This is a genomic window from Bradyrhizobium uaiense, assembly GCF_010811875.1.
GTDB lineage: Bacteria > Pseudomonadota > Alphaproteobacteria > Rhizobiales > Xanthobacteraceae > Bradyrhizobium > Bradyrhizobium uaiense.
In genome coordinates this window covers 1-16,059 of the sequence record NZ_VKHP01000030.1, presented here as the reverse complement: position 1 = coordinate 16,059, position 16,059 = coordinate 1, and the positions used below count along the sequence as shown (strand labels likewise).

The following is a 16,059-nucleotide window of genomic DNA, read 5'->3' as shown; positions in this document are numbered from 1 at the left end:
AATGACGAAATCCCTCGCGCTTGCTACGCGTCCTGCCCCGCTCGCCGAGCTCTCGATGACTATCCCTGCCGAAATCCATCCGGAATCGCTGCTCGCCTTGCCGCCCGGCGAGGCCAAGCAGAGCCTGCTCACGGTTCACAGCATCCTCGAGGCCCGGCTGCCGGCCGGACCGCTTTCGATCTACGAAGCCGGCGGCGGCTCGACCAGCTATCTGCCGCTCGGCGTGCTGCGTCGTTCGCATGTGACCGTCGTCGACATTGACCCTGATCAGATCCGCAACAACAGCTATGCGCAGGAAGCCGTCCTCGGCGACATCCAGACCTATCGCTTCCCGCCGCAGCAGCGTTTCGACCTGATCATCTGCTACAACGTCATCGAGCACATCCCCGACGTGGAAGCCGCGCTGAGCGGGTTCTGCGAGGCGCTGAAGCCGAACGGACTGCTGCTGATCGGCGCGCCGAACCCGAAATCGCTGTCGGGTATCGTCACGAAATATTCCCCGCACTGGTTCCACGTCTGGTTCTACCGCCACATCCGCGGCGAGAAGCACGCCGGGCTGCCGGGCGAGGCGCCGTTCCCGACCCATTTCCATCCGCTGGTCACTCTCAACAATCTCGAAGCGTTCGTGGCCGGCCGCGGACTGCAGGTCATCTACCGGAAGAAATACGAGAGCCCGCGCTATCCCGAGATGCGCCGGCGCAAGCCGGTTCTGGCCGCGGTGATCGACGTGGCGGCGAAGGCAATGAACGCGTTGCTGCCGGGCAAGATCGACGTCCGGCACGGCGACTATCATGTGATCCTGCGGAAGCTTGGACAATGAACGCATTGTGGTCAGAGGCGAGGGTCAAGGTCAGCCACCGGCTGGCGATGCATGTTCAGGTCGAGCGCTTCCGCCTGAACAATGCGACGCCGATGGTGACCTTCACCTTTGACGATCTGCCGAAGAGTGCGGCGACGTTCGGCGCCGACATTCTCGAATCCTACGGTGCCCGCGGCACGTTCTACGTGTCGGGCGGGCTGGTCGGGCTCGACGCGCCCGACTGGACCACCGGCAGCGCCGATGACGTCGTCTCGTTGCACCGCCGCGGTCATGAGGTCGGTTGCCACACCTTCTCGCACCGCCGCGCCTGCGATCTCGACGAGACCTCGCTGGCGACGGAGATCGCGCGTAACCGCACGTATCTCCACTCGCTCGATCCGACCATGCCGGTCGAGACCTTCGCCTACCCGTTCGGCTACGGCTCCTATGCGCGGAAACACCAGTTGAGGTCTGAATTCCGCACCTGCCGCAGCATCGTGCCGGGTGTGAACAGCGGCGAGGTCGACCTGCAATTCCTCCGCGCCATGCCGCTGATCGACCGCCAGATGTCCCACGAGCGGATCGATGCGGCCTTCGCCGAGGCGGCAAACATGAACGGCTGGTTAATTTTCTACAGCCACGACGTCGCCGACGCGCCGAGCCTCTATGGCTGCACGCCCGACCTCATGACCTACGCGCTGGAGGCCGCGGCGCGGCGGAATGTCCCTGTGCTGACGATGGCGGAGGCGTTCCGATGCGCCCGCGCTTAAACCCTTTGTTTGCCTTTCTGGTGAATAGTCGGCGAATGAGTATGGTTAATTTTTCGTGTTGCGTTTTTTCCGCGTCGTCTCGTGCGCGTTGCGTGGCCCGAAAGAGTGCTCCTCAGCCGATGCGTGCGGCCATTCAGACGGAAGCTGGGGTCGATGCTTAGCTATGACCAGCCGATAGACCGGGCCAAGTCGGAGCCGCGCCGGGCCGCAATCCCGGCCGGCTTCAACGTGCTCGAGCTGATCCGGCTGTTGTGGGCGCGCAAGGTTGCGATCCTGTCGGCTGCGCTGCTCTGCGCCTGCATCGCGGTCGCAATCGGCAAGAGCCTCACGCCGAAATACACCGCGGGCGCCCAGCTCTATGTCGATCCCCGCGAGCTGCAGCTCGTCGAGCGCGAGCTGACCCCGCGCGCCCAGGACGTCTCCGGCCTCGCGATGGTGGTCGAAAGCCAGTCGCGCCTGATCACGTCCAACAACGTATTGCTGCAGGTGATCCGCGACACCAACCTCGTCAGGGATCCCGAGTTCGGCGGCGGCGCCGCGAGCAAGGGCCTGCTCGCCTCGCTGCTCGGCCTGTTCGGCATCGAACCGAGAACCAGCGCGGAGCAGCAACAGCAGATCGAGATGAACACGCTCGACACGCTGAACCGCCATATCAACGTCAAGAAGACCGATCGCACCTTCATCGTCGACATCGACGTGTGGTCGCACGATCCGGTCAAGGCGGCGATGCTCGCCAACGCGATCGCCAAGGCCTACCTCACCGAGTCCAAGCAGTCGCAGGCGGAGGCCGCACGGCGCGCCACCCGCGACCTGTCCGGCCGGTTGAAGGAGCTGCAGCAACGCCTGCGCAATGCCGAAGAGGCGCTCGCATCGTACAAGGCGCAGAACAATTTCGTCGGCTCGCAGGACAATCTGCTGACCGACCAGCAACTTTCGGGCGGCAACCAGCGGCTGGCCGCAGCGCGTGCCCAGTCGCTCGACGCGCAGGCCAGCTACGACCAGATCGAGGCCACCCGCCGCGGCGCGACCGACCCGGGCGCGATCCCCGAAGCGGTGCAGTCGCCGACCATCGCCAATCTGCGCTCGCAGTATGCTGAAGCGAAGAAGCGTCAGGCGGAAATGCAGGGTGAGCTGGGGCCGCGTCATCCGGATCTGCGCAAGGTCGAGCAGCAGGTCGAGGACCTGCGCCGCACCATCAAGGAAGAGGTCGACCGCGTTGCGCAGGCGGCCAAGAACAATCTGACCCGGGCACGCGACTACGAAGCCTCGCTCAACAAGGCACTGGACGCCCAGAAGCGCCAGAGCGTGCAGATGAGCCAGGCGTCCGTACGGCTGCGCGAGCTCGAGCGCGAAGTCGATGCCAGCCGCGACGTCTACCAGTCGTTCCTCAAGCGCTCGCGCGAGACCGAGGAGCAGGAGAGCCTCAACACCTCGAGCGCGCGCGTGATCGGCGATGCCACGATCCCGCAGCAGCGCACCTTCCCGCCGGCGATGACCCTGCTCGCAATGATCGGCTTCATGTTCGGCGGCCTCGCCGCCGCGGCCTGGATCGTGGCCGCCAGCCGGCTCGCGCCCGGCGCCGATCCGATCCGCCCAAGGATCCAGCCGAAACAGGATGCCGCACCGGAACGGCAGCCCGTGATCGCGAAGCCGAAGCCACCCGTGCAGGCGTCGCCCGCGGTGCAGCCGGCCGCCGGCATCGTCGACAAGCCCGTGATTGAGAAACCGCTGATCGCCGAGTTGCAGGAATCCGACGTCGTGCGCACGCTCGGCGGCATCCTGACCGGCGACAATCCGGCCGATGTCACGCGGTTCGGCTGGCCGACGCTGCGCACCAGTTCGGCGCTGGGGCTGTTCTCCATCACCATGCGCCAGATCCATGCGGCGCTGGCAACGCGGACGGCGCCCGGCGGCGTCCCCGTGCTGGCCGTGGTCGGCACAGCCAACGATCCCGATCGCAGCGTCGTCGCGCTCAATATCGCGCTTGTCGCTGCGCGCGACGGTGCACGCGTCCTGCTGATCGATGCGGACGCGAGCGTGCACTCCCTGACCGACAGGGTCGCGCATCCCGTCCAGAGCAGGCCGAGCCGCCTCGACTGGCTGACCATCGGCAGCAAGGCGTCACGCGCCATCAACACCGCGAACGGCATCGCGATCCTGCCGGCGATCCCCGGCAATCCCGCCAGGGCCAGCGAGGCGATCCGGAAGGCGATCGCGCAGGCCCGCTCCGCCGGCGGCCATGATCTCATCATCCTCGACGGGCCGCCGATGCCGTGGGGTGCGGACGAACGGCAGCTGTTCGACATGGCGGACGGGCTGATCGCGGCGCTGCCGGTGGATCACGACATCAACGCGTCAATGGAAGACATCATCACCGCGCTCGGTGGCGCCGAACGCAAGCTCGCCGGTGTGGTGCTCAACGAACTCCTATCGACCGCCGCAAGCCGGCAACACGACAAGCAATATGCCTGAGCGATGCGCGGGTCGCGCCGGCTTGTGTCCTGCTCCTGCCGCGATCGCGAGTTGATCGTCCAATGGCCCGGCTATCGATCCCCGCCATCATCGCCGCCGCTTCCATCCTGCTGTCCGTGGCCGCACGGGCCTGTCCCGCCCTGATCGAAGGCGTCGCGGCGGATCGGCTCACGGCGCTGTCGCGTGGCGTCAATGCCGACGGCTGGATCGCCGATCCACGGTCTGCACCACCGCGCAGCCTGCTGCTCGAGCTACGCAAGGCCGGCTTGACCCACATCCGGTTGCCGGTGGCGGCCGACTTCGTCATGCCGCGCTTCGCCGCGAAAGCGGAAATCGACCGCCGCCTGCAAACCGTCGATGGCGCGCTGACGACCCTGCTCGCGCTCGGCTATGCCGTGTCGATCGACCTGCATTCGGGCCAGCACTTCAACGCGCTGCACAAGGACGATCCGTCCGGCGCGATGGCCGAAATGAACAGCGCATGGACCGCGCTCGCGCGGGTCATGCAGCGCTATCCGTCCGATCGCGTCTTTGCGGAACTCCTGAACGAGCCGGAGGTCGATGCCGCGCAATGGCAAGGCGAAGTCCGCGAGCTCGCCGGCTTCATTCGCAAACTGCTTCCGCAAACCACGCTGATCACGGGTCCCGTCAACTGGCAGCGCGCGGATTCACTGCCCGGCTTCACGCCGCTCGACGATCCGAACGTCGTCTATGCCATTCACTTCTACGATCCGATGGTATTCACCCATCAGGCTCACTGGGACCCGAATGAGCCGCTCCACGACGTCATCGGATTGCCCTATCCGGTCCGCGCTGACGATCCGCAAGTCCAGCAGTTGCGGGAACGGCTCTCCGCGATGAACCAGCGCAAGGCGCTTGCGATGGTCGACCGGGCCACGCCCGACCGCGGCATCGACAAATGGCTCGAGCCGGCCACCGCCTGGCAGCGGCAGCATTCGCGGCCGATCATTATCAATGAATTCGGGGTGCTCAAGGCCGGGGCTCCGCGCGACAGCCGGCTGCGCTGGCTCGCCGGCGTCACCACCTACGCCCGGCAACAGTGCTGGGGCTGGACACATTGGGAAATGTCGCAGGGCTTCGGTCTGGCTGATGCCGCCACCGGCAAGGCCGACCGCGAGGTGCTGAAGGCGCTGCTCGGGACGCGCTAGCGGCTGCTGGTTAACCCGTTCTTACACAATGCGCGGCTAGATCGACGATGCGGGTGTGGCATATCCACACGTCCGGTCATTTAGGTCAGAGCCAGTGCGAGCAGAGATAGCCCCACGGCCGCTGTTGGCCGGCGACCTGGTTCCTGCCCTCGGCATCGCCGTGGCATCGATCGCGTTTGCGCCGATCATGCAGGCTGCCAATGCCGGGCTCACGATCGTCGTCGAAAGCCTGATCGGGTGCGCGATCGTGCTTGCGGCGCCGGCCTATGCGCCGTCGATCGCCGTCTTCATCATCTTCTTCCAGAATCTCTTCGTCTCGATCCTGTCGTCCTACATAGCGACCGAGCAGGAGATGGATTTCGTCAAGGGCTACAACTTCCTCATCTGCGCGGTGATGTGGCTGGTCACGCTGGCGCTGTATCTGCTGCGCGAGCGCAGGCACTCCGCCGAGATCGACCGGATCATGAGATGGGGGCTGATGACCCTCGCGGTCGTTGGGGTGTACTTCCTGCTCGGCGCGACGCAGGACGCGCATGCATCGCTCGTCTATCTGCGCAACATTGCGTTTCCGCTGTTTCTGTTCCAGCTCTCACTGCTGACCGCGGCAACCTTCGAGATCCGTATCACCCCGTTCCTGGTGGCGGTCGCCATCCTGCTAATCGTCTGCGGATATGTCGAACTGCTGTTCCGCGATTTCTGGCTCACCATTACCAATGGCTACACGTTCTGGCACTTCGACGAACTGAAGGCGACTCGCTCCGGGTCCTGGGAAGCCGAGATGCGCCAAACCGGCAACGTGCCCGTCGATCTGATCGACCGCTTCCGCTTCAGCTTTCTCAACAGCCCCTTGTTCGAGGATCTCGGACTGTCGTCAATTCTGCGCATCTTCGGGCCGAATATGAGCCCGATCAGCTTCGGCTACGGGATCGCCTTCTCCGTCCTGTTCCTGTTCGCGGTCGGTTATCGCTGGCTGGCGCTGGCCGCGATCCCGTTGCTGGTCTTCTGCAGCGTCAAGGGCGCGCTCGTCCTGGTGATCTTCGTCGCCCTGGCCTGGACAGCAACCTGGCTGTTCGGCGCCACCATCACCCTTGCCGTCGCGTTGGTCGGGCTCGTGGTGTATGCCATCGCAGCCATCCATATCGGACTCCAGATCGGCGATTTCCACGTGATCGGCTTCATGGGCGGCTGGGACGGATTCCGACAGAACCCGATCGGCCGCGGTCTCGGCGTCGGCGGCAATCTCTCCGAGGGTTACTTCACGATCGACTGGAACGCCGCGCAAGCGGCCGGCACGATGGACGGCGCGGTGGAGAGCGCCGTCGGCGTCCTGCTCTACCAGATGGGGATCGGCGCGGTGGTGCCGCTCGGCTTCTTCTTTGCGATGGCACTGAAGGCCTGGCGCCTCTATGCCGCCTCGGGAATTCTCACGCAGGGGCTCGCCGCATTCGGCACGATGGTCGTGCTGGTGAACGGCATCTTCCAGGAAGAGGCGCTGTTCGCGCCGCCGGCACTCGGGCTCTTGCTGGGCCTGACCGGGCTCGTGATCGGCCATCATTTGCGTACGCAAGGCGACGATCTGAAGGTCACCGATCGATAGCGCAGGACAGGCAAGAAGAAGCCCGGCCGCGCCGCGACCAGGCTATCCTCGACCTGCGCCGTCAGAGCGCTTTGATCTGCACCTTGCGGAACTTGACCACACCCGAGCCATATTGAAGCGCGATGTAGCCGCTGGCGCGCTTGGAGTCCTGGGCGTCGACAGTTTTCTGGCCGTTCAGCGTCACGACGAAATGCGGCCCCTGCGCCGTGATCTCGTAGACGTTCCATTTGCCGGCTGCCTTCGGCATCGGATCGACCTTGGCGACGTCGACGATCGCGCCGGTGCCGTAGGTCGGATCGGGCCGCTTGTCGAAGATGTTGACCTCGTAGCAGACCTTGGAGTCGATCACCTTGTTGCCTTCGCAGCGGATGAAGACGCCGCTGTTGGCGTCCTCGTCGGTCCAGAACTCGGCGCGGATCTGGAAGTCCTTGTACTGGGTCTTGCTGACGAGATAGGAGAGATCCTTGCCGTCGAGCTTGTCGGCGACCAGCGCGCCGTCCTTCATGGCCCAATTGGCCTTGCCGACCTCGTCCCAGTCGCCCTTCCTGGAGCTGTCGAGCAGCGTGACCCAGCCGTCGTCACCCGATGCGCCAGTGGAGAATTGCAGCGCGGCCGCACCGATCACGAGTCCCGCCGCCAGTATCGACAGTTGCTTCTTCAAGGTTGTCCTCCCGTCTTTTGGTTGGCGCGCAACCTATCATCGTCCGCAGCGGCGTAAATCGTTTTTCATGTTGCAGCTGCGTTGTGTCACGGACTGTTGTCGCAATCTTGAGGTCAGACATGCGCGGACGCGTCTTGCTCCGCTCGAACGACAGCGACTACCATCACGCGGCATACGGGCGCGGCAGTTGCCCGAGGAATCTGATCTGGGAGAATCCGATGACGGCGTCGAACCGATCCTGGCAATACCTGCTGATGCCGCTGGCCCTTGCCGGCACGCTGAGCGTCAGCTCGGCGGCCGAGCTCAATCCCGCTGCCGTCACCTACAAGCTGCCGGATCAGATTCCCTGGAGCCCGGTCGACGCGCGCGGCGCGCAGAACGCCGTCGTGGTCGGCGATCCCTCGAAGCCCGGGTTCTATATGGTCTACACCAAATGGACCAAGGGCAATCACTTCAGCCGTCCGCACTTCCATCCCAACGACCGCTACATCGTCGTGCTCAAGGGCACCTGGTGGGTCGGTTCCGGTCCGAAATTCGATCCCGATCACGGCACGGTGGCGATGCCGGCGGGCAGCTTCGTCACCCATTTCGGCAAGCAGGTGCATTGGGACGGCGCCAAGGACGAGGACGCCGTATTGCTGATCATGGGCGAAGGCCCGGCCACCGCAACGGAGGCGGAACAGAAGTAGCCGCGTTGCGCACAGTCGGGGCGATGCTATCATCACGGCCCAAGGAAGGGCCTTCGATGCATCCCGCCGCCAGATTGCAGTTTGCCCGCATCGCCGACGAGTTCGCGCGCTGGCGCGCCATTCCCGAGCCGGAACGGCCGCCGGCGCCGGCGTGGTGGTGGGGACCGGCATTCGAGATGCGCGATGCCGCGGAGTCGCTGCCATCCGGGTTGAGCTACCAGCTCAGGCTGCCCGACGGCGCCAGCTTCGCCGAGGGAGCCAGCGTGTTGCGCCGGACGCTCGCCGGCCAGGACATCGTGCCATGGCCGTATGATTTCTCGCGCAAGGTCGCGTCGACCGATTCCGACGTCCGCGACTTGCCCGTGCAGCCGTCAGACGACAGCGCGTTTCCGCCCTAGATCCGGCACGGCCTCGCCGATCACCTCGTCGTCCAGCGACGGCTGCAACGGAGGCGAGGTCAGCGCCGGCGACGTCTTCAACAACTCGGCGAGATCGCGCGGCGGCAGCGGCCGGCTGAACAGGAATCCCTGCATCTCGTCGCAGGCATGCGCGCGCAGGAACTCCTGCTGCTCGGAGGTCTCGACGCCTTCGGCGACGATGGTCATGCCGAGCGCCTTGCCCATGCTGATGATCGCCTGCGCGATCGCAACGTCCTCGGAATCACCGGGCAGGTCGCGCACAAAGGAGCGATCGATCTTGATCGTGTCGATCGGAAACTGCTTCATCAGCGACATCGACGAATAGCCGGTGCCGAAATCGTCGATCGCCAGCCGAATGCCCCGGTTCTGGATCGCATCGAGCACGCGGACCGCGCGCGTCACGTTGCGCATCACCATGCTCTCGGTGACCTCGAGCTGCAACAGTGCCGGCGGCATGCCGCTCGCCGCCAGCGCCTCATCGATATCGTTGAGCAAATTCGGATCGCCGAACTGCCGCGGCGAGAGGTTGACCGCCATGGTCACCGCCTTGAGGCCGCGGTGCTGCCACGCCATGTTCTGCGCGCAGGCTTCCTTCAGCACCCAGCGGCCGATCGGCACGATCAGGCCGACTTCCTCGGCGAGCGGAATGAACTGCCCCGGCGATACCTTGCCAAGCTCGGGATGGGTCCAGCGCAACAGCGCCTCGACGCCGCTGATCTGCCCGCTCGCCATGTCGACCTTGGGCTGATACTCGAGCGTGAACTGGTCGCGCTCCAGCGCGCGGCGCAGCGCGCTCTCCATCGTCAGGCGCTCGATCGACTGCGCCCTGACCTCGTTGGAGAAGAAGCGGAAGCCGTTCTTGCCGTCCTCCTTGGCGAGATACATTGCCATGTCGGCGTTCTTGGTGAGCGTCTGCACGTCGGAGCCGTCGGCCGGATACATCGCGATCCCGATCGAGGCCGTGGTGTGGCACTCGTGCCCACTGATCTGCAGCGGATGGCTGAGCGAGACCAGGAGATCGCCGGCAATCCGCTCGACGTCGTCCCGTTCGCAGGTCTCCTCGAGGATGACCACGAACTCATCGCCGCCGAGCCGCGCCACCACGTCGCTCGCGCGCAAGGATTCACGCAGCCGCTTGGCGATCGCCACCAGCAGCATGTCGCCGGCGTCGTGACCGAGCGAGTCGTTGATGATCTTGAAACGATCAAGGTCGATGAACAGCACCGCAAGCTGCCGGCGATGGCGATCCGCCGCCGAGATCGCGTGACGCAGCATCTCGTTGAACGTCTCGCGGTTCGGCAGATTGGTCAGGCTGTCATGCGAGGCAAGGTATTCGATGCGCTCGTCGGCCTTGTGCTTCTCGTCGGCGCGATCGAAACTCTCGAGCGCGAACGCCAGATTGTCGGCGAGCCGCTGCAACAGTTCGGCGAATTCCGGTGTGAACGTGTCCTTCTCGATCGCGACGAAGATCATGACGCCGACCACCCAGCCGTTGACGGTCAGCGGGAACGAGGCACCGGACTGCGTCCCATCGAGCCGCGCCCGTTCATGAAAAGCTGCGGTCTCGGTATCGGCAAAATAGTCGTTGATGATGCAGGCCTTGCCCGACCGGAACGCCCTGCCGCAGGCGCCGCGCCCCTCGGGGTGCGCCTCGCTGATCGAGAGCGTCACCTGGCTCGCGCCTTCTGCCGCCGGGCCCGCGATTGCGACAATCCGGAGATAGTCGCTTCCCGGCTGCGCCAGCGCGATGGTGGCCGAGGTGAATTTTCCCCCGGTTGCCGCCGCTTCGCAGACCAGTTGATAGAGCTCGGAGCGGGACTTCGCCCGCATGATCGCCTCGTTGGTCGCGCTCAACGCCGCGAACATCCGCGACAGCCGCTCCTTCTGCTCATCGGCGCGCGCCTTCTCGTCGGCGCGGTCGAAATTGGCGAGCGCGAACGAGACGTTCTCGGCGAGCCGCTGCAACAGCGCCATCATCTCCGGGCTGAATGTGCCGAATTCGCTGGATAGAAACACCAGCGCGCCGATCGCCTCGCCGTTCTTGAGCAGCGGCAGCGCCGCGCCGGACTTGCTGCCGCTGTCGCGAACGACCGGGTAGACATGCGATTCGGGGCCGAAGTCGCTGAGATAGTCGTTGCTGATGCAGGGCCTGCGGGTGCGGATCGCAACGCCGGTCAGGGTCTGGCCTTCCGGGCGCGTCGCGTCGGCCGACAGCTGGACTTCGCGGGCCCGCACCCGGTCGGGACCCGAGGCCGCCACATTGTCGAGGAAGGCTTCGCCCGGGCGGACCAGCCTGATCGTGGCCGAGATGAACTGTCCGCCGACCGCTGCGGCGTCGCAGACCAGATTGAACAGCTCGCTGCGGGATTTCGCCCGCATGATCGCCTCGTTGGTCGCGCTCAGCGCCGCGAACATTCGCCGCAGCCGTTCCTTCTGCTCCTCGGTCCGCGCCTTCTCATCGGCGCGATCGAAGCTGCCGAGCGCATAGGCGACGTTGTCGGCGAGCCGCTGGAGGAGCTCGGCGAATTCGGCCGTGAAGGTGTTGCGTTTGGCGGAGATGAACAGCATCACGCCGACCGGCTCGTCGTCGACGGTCAAGGGAAAGGCTGCGCCCGATCGCGCATCCTCGCGGTCGATGATTTCGCGGAACGGGTTGTTGGCGGCGTCGCCCAGAAAATCATTGTTGATGCAGGCGCGCCGGGAGCGGAACGCCCTGCCGCAGACGCCGCGCCCTTCGGGCCGCGCGTCGCTGCGCGAGACGTTGAGGCGGCGCGCATTCTCGGCGGTCGGACCCGCGACCGCCATCATCTCCAGGAAATCGTCGCCGGGCTTGGCGATCAGAATGCTGGTGGAATTGAACCCGCCGCCATGCGCCGCCGCGGCGCAGACCAGCTCGAACATTTCGAGCCGCGACCTGGCGCGCATGATCGCCTCGTTGGTCGCGCTCAGCGCCGCGAACATCCGCGACAACCGCTCGCGCTCGGCGTCCGCCCTGGCCTTCTCGGTGGCACGGCCGAAATTGTCGAGCGCAACCGAGACGTTTTCGGCGATCCCCGCCAGCAGCGCGATGATCTCTTCATCGCGCGCCCAGGAATTGCTCGTGAAGAAGATCAGCACGCCGATGCTCTTGCCGAACCGGGTGAGCGGCAGCGCCACGCAGGCCATCAGGCCGCTGCCGCGGATTGGCGTATTCGCTTCCCTTATCGATATCGGGATGTCGTGCTCGACGCACGGCCGCTGGGTCCGGAACGCCTCGCCGCAAATACCCTTGCCATAGACGTTGTCCGGATCGGTCGAGAAGCGCGTCTGGGTGATCAGGTCGATCGCCTCGCCGGTGCCGGCGACGGGCTCGAGCCAGTGCGTGTCAGGCTCGGCCAGCAGCACCACGGTGGCGAAGGACTTTCCGCTGAACACCGCGGCGTCGCAGACCCGCTGATAGAGATCGTGCTCGGTCTTGGCGCGAAGGATGGCCTCATTGGTTGCGCTGATGGCGCCGAACATGCGGTTGAGCCGGCGCATCGCCCGCTCGCCGCTCTTGCGCGACGCCTCATGGTCGAAATTATCGAGCGCGAAGGAGACGTTCGCGGCCATGCGCTCCAGCAGGGAAACGATCTCCTCGCTGAGCGAGTGGCTCTCGCGCCGCGTCACCATGAAGACGCCGACGCTTCGCCCGGCGCAGACCAATGGCACCGCCGCCGCCGCGCCGACACCGGCCGCCGCGGCGCCGCTGCGCCAGGCCGCCGAACGGGAGTCGTTGACATAGTCGTTGCTGACGCAGACCCGCTGGTCGCGGAACGCCTGCCCGGCAACGCCTTCGCCTTCCGGAGCGTGGGCGATCGCGGAAATGGTAATGCTGCGCAGACGCGCGACATCGTCGCCGCAGCCGGCTGCGAAGGTCAGCAGACCGGTATCCGGCTCCAGCAAGAACACGGTCGCGGCCAGGAAGCTCCCGCCCGAGAACGCGGCTTCGCAGACCTTTCCGTAAAGTTCTTCTGGTGATTTTGCGTACAGGATCGCTTCGTTGGTGGCATTCAACGCCGCGAATGTACGCCCGATGCTCGACTGCACGATTCCTGAAGGCCCCGGGGCCACCCCCTTCAAACTGGAGCGGAACATTGCCCGCGATAGGCCTAAGTGGTGGTTAGCGTATCCGGCAAGTTGCACGACAAAGTAAACGGCTGACGAACGCGGAAGGCCCTTTTCCGGGATATTACGGACGCCGGTGTGCCAGCCTGAGCCGTAAGGCCATAAAGCCCGGATTGCGGCCCTGCCTGCGTCGGCGGAGCGGCCAAATTCCGCATCGCGACCTCGCCCGTTCCACTCGGTGAAAACATCGGCGCCAGCACCCTGCTGGCGGTATGGCGGACCGGATTTTCTGCGCTTGCTCGCACCTCGGCGCTTTGAGACCATGCCGCAGACAACAGCAAGCAAGACCCGCGCATCATGCGGGCGGACCGCGAGGAAAATCCCATGCCGATCGTCCAGGCCGACCGTCTCACGCGCATCGGCGCGGCGCTGCTGAAGGGCGCCGGCGCGTCGGAGGAGGAGGCCAGCGCGGTCGCCTCCGGCTGCGTCAACGCCAACCTCGCCGGCCACGACTCCCACGGTGTGATCGCGATCCCGACCTATGTCGACCGCATCAAGGCCGGCCATATCGTGCCCGGCGCGAAATGGACCGTCGTGCAGGAGACGCCGACCACGACCGTGATCGACGGTCATTGGGGCTTCGGCTTCCACGTCAACGCCAAGGCGATGGAGATGACCATCAACAAGGCGAAGACCGCCAATGTCGCGGCCTGCACCGTGTTCCGGCAGAGCCATGTCGGGCGTCTCGCGCATTACCCGCTGATGGCGATGCGCGAAGGCATGATGGGAATTGCCGCCGCCGATTCCGGCCGCTCGCCGAAACATGTCGCGCCGTTCGGGGGCCGCGAGGCTCGGCTCGGCACCAACCCGCTCTCGATCGCGGTGCCCTCCGATCTCGAGGCGCCATTCTATCTCGACATGGCGACCTCGGCGGTCGCGGCCGGCAAGATCCAGCTCGCGGTGGCGCGCGGCGAGAGCATCCCGAAGGGCTGGATCATCGATGCCGAGGGCCGCGACACCACTGATCCGAAGGATTACCGCAAGGGCGGCGCGCTGCTGCCGCTCGGCGGCAGCGAGGGCTACAAGGGCTCGGGCCTTGCCGCGATGGTCGAGGTGCTGTGCGGCCTCCTGACCGGCCTCGGTTTCGGCGTCGAGCCGACCGGCCGCCACAACGACGGCTGCTTCATGGCGGTGTTCAACGTCGCCGCGTTCCGTCCATTGCAGGACTTCAAGAAGGAAGTCGCCGACTTCGCCCGCTATCTGAAATCGACACCGCCCTCCGAAGGCAGCCGCGGCGTGTTCTATCCGGGCGAGATCGAATATCTGCGCGAGCAGCAGCGGCGCAAGGACGGCATCGAGATCGAGGATGCGACCTGGGACAAGCTCAAGGCGCTCGCCGCCGACTACAAGCTGACCGACGACTTCGGCCTTCGCTGATACATCGCCCGGATACAGGAGAACGACATGACACGGCAAATGGCGCTGGTTGGCTTCCTGCAGGCGCAGAACTGCACCAATCTGCCGAGCTCCTGGCGCCACCCGGAGTCGCGCGACGATTCGATGTCGGCGGACTACTACCAGGAAATCGCGCGCATCCTGGAGCGCGGCAAGTTCCACATGGCGTTCTTCGACGATCGCCTCGCAATGCCCGATCGCTACGGCAACGATCACGCCCACACCGTCGAATACGGCATCCGCTGCGTGAAGATGGACCCGATCGTGGTGCTGACCACGATGGGCATGGTCACCACCAAGCTCGGCCTCGCCTCGACCGCGTCCACCACCTATTTCGAGCCGTTCGACGTCGCCCGCCGCTTCGCCACGCTCGACCTGATGACGAACGGCCGTGCGGCGTGGAACGTGGTGACGTCGGTCAATGACGGGGAAGCCCTCAATATGGGCCGCGAGCAGCATCTCGAGCACGATCACCGCTATGACCGCGCCGACGAGTTCATGGAGGTGGTGCTCGGCCACTGGGACGCCTGGGAAGACGGCTCGCTGGTGATCGACAAGACAAGTGGCCGCTTCGCCGATCCGACCAAGGTGAAGCGGCTCGACCACAAGGGCGCGTTCTTCACCTCGCGCGGCCCGTTCACGGTGCCGCGCTCGGCGCAGGGCCATCCCGTCGTGATCCAGGCCGGCGCCTCCGGCCGCGGCCAGCGCTTTGCCGGGCGCTGGGGCGAGGTGATCTTCACCGCAGCGCGCAACCTCGCCAACGCCAAGCAGGGCTATGACGCGATCCGGGGCGAGGCCGTCAAGGCCGGGCGCGATCCCGACCAGATGTTCCTCTGTAATCTGATCACGCCGGTGACCGGTGCAACCAAGGCGGAGGCCGAAGACAGGATGGCCGTGATCCAGAAGCTGCCGCTCGAGATCGACGCGCTGTCGCTGCTCGCCGAAGGCCTCAACTTCGACTTCGGTGCCAAGGGGATCGACGAGCCGCTGACGACAGAGGAATTGCAGGGCATGCAAGGCATGCTCGGCATCCGCGACGGCGTGCTGCGCACCTCCGGCAAGACCAATCCCTCGACCCGCGACTTCATCACCTTCTCCGGCCGCGGCCAGGTGCAGGACGCGATGGTCGGCGGCCCGAAGGAGATCGCCGATCGGCTGGAGGAAATGTTTGTCAATCGCGGCTGCGACGGCTTCGTCATCGCAGCGAGCTACGTGCCGGGCTCCTACGCCGACTTCGTCGATCACGTGGTACCCGAGCTGCAGAAGCGCGGCCTGTTCCACAAGGACTATGCCGGCACGACGCTGCGCGAGAATCTCGGGCTCAAGCGCCCGGCTGCCGGCGCCTGGAAGACCCGGGCGCAGGCTGCGGAATAGAGGGACAATATCATGCGCTGGCTGAAGTTCACCGCCGCGGGCAATACTGCGAGCACTCCTTCTTGGGGCCTCGTCGAGGGCGACACCGTCATCACCGTCAACGGCGATCCGTTTTCGGAATGGAGCAAAACCGCGAAGACCCATGCGTTGAAGGACGTCAAGATCGAGCTGCCGCTGATCCCGCGCACCTTCTACTGCGTTGGACTGAATTATCTGAAGCACCTCAAGGAAGCCGCCGACAAGGCCGGTACGGTGCCGAACGTCCCCGATCGACCCGAGATCGGCTACCGCGCGCAGAACGCGCTGATCGCCCATGACGAAAACGTGGTGATCCCCGCGAGCGCGACCGAGAAGATCCATTACGAGGGCGAGCTCGTCGTCGTGATCGGCAAGACCGCCAAGCACCTCACCGAAGCCAATGCGATGGACTGCGTGTTCGGATACACCATCGGCAACGACGTCTCCGAGCGCAGCTGGCAGAAGGCCGACCGCGGGCTGTGGCGATCCAAGAACGCCGACACGTTCAAGCCGATGGGCCCGTGGATCGAGACCGATGTCGATCTCGACC

Annotated in this window: 12 protein-coding genes; 10 read left to right on the top strand and 2 right to left on the bottom strand. The window is 65.4% G+C overall.

Going from position 1 to position 16,059, the window contains the following annotated elements:
* Nucleotide 1: 1 nt before the first annotated feature.
* The 5 genes from FNJ47_RS10320 (at nt 2) to FNJ47_RS10300 (ending at nt 6,807) form a co-directional block, all read left to right on the top strand.
* Nucleotides 2-820 (top strand): class I SAM-dependent methyltransferase, encoded by an 819-nt coding sequence (locus FNJ47_RS10320; RefSeq protein WP_163152972.1) that lies wholly within the window; start codon nt 2-4, stop codon nt 818-820.
* Nucleotides 817-1,569, top strand: a complete 753-nt coding sequence (locus tag FNJ47_RS10315) for a polysaccharide deacetylase family protein (protein ID WP_163152971.1) — start codon at nt 817-819, stop codon at nt 1,567-1,569. Before FNJ47_RS10320 ends, FNJ47_RS10315 begins: the two co-directional genes overlap by 4 nt.
* Nucleotides 1,570-1,722: 153 nt before the next feature.
* Entirely contained in the window at nt 1,723-4,041 is a 2,319-nt protein-coding gene (locus FNJ47_RS10310; protein WP_163152970.1) for an exopolysaccharide transport family protein, read from the top strand.
* Nucleotides 4,042-4,103: 62 nt separating this feature from the next.
* Nucleotides 4,104-5,210, top strand: coding sequence for a glycoside hydrolase family 5 protein (locus FNJ47_RS10305; RefSeq protein WP_163152969.1), 1,107 nt, complete (start codon nt 4,104-4,106; stop codon nt 5,208-5,210).
* A 94-nt stretch (nt 5,211-5,304) separates the two neighbouring features.
* A complete protein-coding gene (locus FNJ47_RS10300) occupies nt 5,305-6,807 on the top strand; it encodes a hypothetical protein (protein WP_347341650.1) in 1,503 nt (500 codons plus the stop codon).
* 61 nt (nt 6,808-6,868) lie between these two features.
* Here FNJ47_RS10300 and FNJ47_RS10295 read toward each other — a convergent pair whose 3' ends face one another.
* Nucleotides 6,869-7,468: a 3-keto-disaccharide hydrolase gene (locus tag FNJ47_RS10295; RefSeq protein WP_163152968.1), complete on the bottom strand. Its 600-nt coding sequence runs from the start codon at nt 7,466-7,468 to the stop codon at nt 6,869-6,871.
* Nucleotides 7,469-7,686: 218 nt separating this feature from the next.
* Here FNJ47_RS10295 and FNJ47_RS10290 point away from each other — a divergent pair, with 218 nt between their 5' ends.
* Nucleotides 7,687-8,157, top strand: coding sequence for a cupin domain-containing protein (locus tag FNJ47_RS10290; RefSeq protein WP_235999785.1), 471 nt, complete (start codon nt 7,687-7,689; stop codon nt 8,155-8,157).
* Between the two features lie 56 nt (nt 8,158-8,213).
* Complete coding sequence (locus FNJ47_RS10285) at nt 8,214-8,555, top strand: hypothetical protein (RefSeq protein ID WP_163152967.1); 342 nt, start codon at nt 8,214-8,216, stop codon at nt 8,553-8,555.
* Here the strand turns inward: FNJ47_RS10285 and FNJ47_RS10280 are convergent.
* On the bottom strand, nt 8,529-12,644 hold the full coding sequence (locus FNJ47_RS10280) for a GAF domain-containing protein (RefSeq protein WP_163152966.1): 4,116 nt from the start codon (nt 12,642-12,644) through the stop codon (nt 8,529-8,531). The genes FNJ47_RS10285 and FNJ47_RS10280 overlap by 27 nt on opposite strands.
* A gap of 402 nt (nt 12,645-13,046) precedes the next feature.
* On the opposite strand from FNJ47_RS10280, the gene FNJ47_RS10275 reads away from it, so the two are divergent.
* The 3 genes from FNJ47_RS10275 to FNJ47_RS10265 form a co-directional block, all read left to right on the top strand.
* A complete protein-coding gene (locus FNJ47_RS10275) occupies nt 13,047-14,099 on the top strand; it encodes an Ldh family oxidoreductase (RefSeq protein ID WP_163152965.1) in 1,053 nt (350 codons plus the stop codon).
* A 27-nt stretch (nt 14,100-14,126) separates the two neighbouring features.
* Entirely contained in the window at nt 14,127-15,491 is a 1,365-nt protein-coding gene (locus FNJ47_RS10270; RefSeq protein WP_163152964.1) for an LLM class flavin-dependent oxidoreductase, read from the top strand.
* 12 nt (nt 15,492-15,503) lie between these two features.
* Nucleotides 15,504-16,059: fumarylacetoacetate hydrolase family protein (locus FNJ47_RS10265; protein WP_163152963.1), on the top strand; the 556-nt coding region annotated here is incomplete at its 3' end.

Coding starts and splice junctions, on each gene's coding strand:
- FNJ47_RS10320 (WP_163152972.1), top strand. CDS start 2: ATGACGAAATCCCTCGCGCTTGCTACGCGTCCTGCCCCGCTCGCCGAG.
- FNJ47_RS10315 (WP_163152971.1), top strand. CDS start 817: ATGAACGCATTGTGGTCAGAGGCGAGGGTCAAGGTCAGCCACCGGCTG.
- FNJ47_RS10310 (WP_163152970.1), top strand. CDS start 1,723: ATGCTTAGCTATGACCAGCCGATAGACCGGGCCAAGTCGGAGCCGCGC.
- FNJ47_RS10305 (WP_163152969.1), top strand. CDS start 4,104: ATGGCCCGGCTATCGATCCCCGCCATCATCGCCGCCGCTTCCATCCTG.
- FNJ47_RS10290 (WP_235999785.1), top strand. CDS start 7,687: ATGACGGCGTCGAACCGATCCTGGCAATACCTGCTGATGCCGCTGGCC.
- FNJ47_RS10285 (WP_163152967.1), top strand. CDS start 8,214: ATGCATCCCGCCGCCAGATTGCAGTTTGCCCGCATCGCCGACGAGTTC.
- FNJ47_RS10275 (WP_163152965.1), top strand. CDS start 13,047: ATGCCGATCGTCCAGGCCGACCGTCTCACGCGCATCGGCGCGGCGCTG.
- FNJ47_RS10270 (WP_163152964.1), top strand. CDS start 14,127: ATGACACGGCAAATGGCGCTGGTTGGCTTCCTGCAGGCGCAGAACTGC.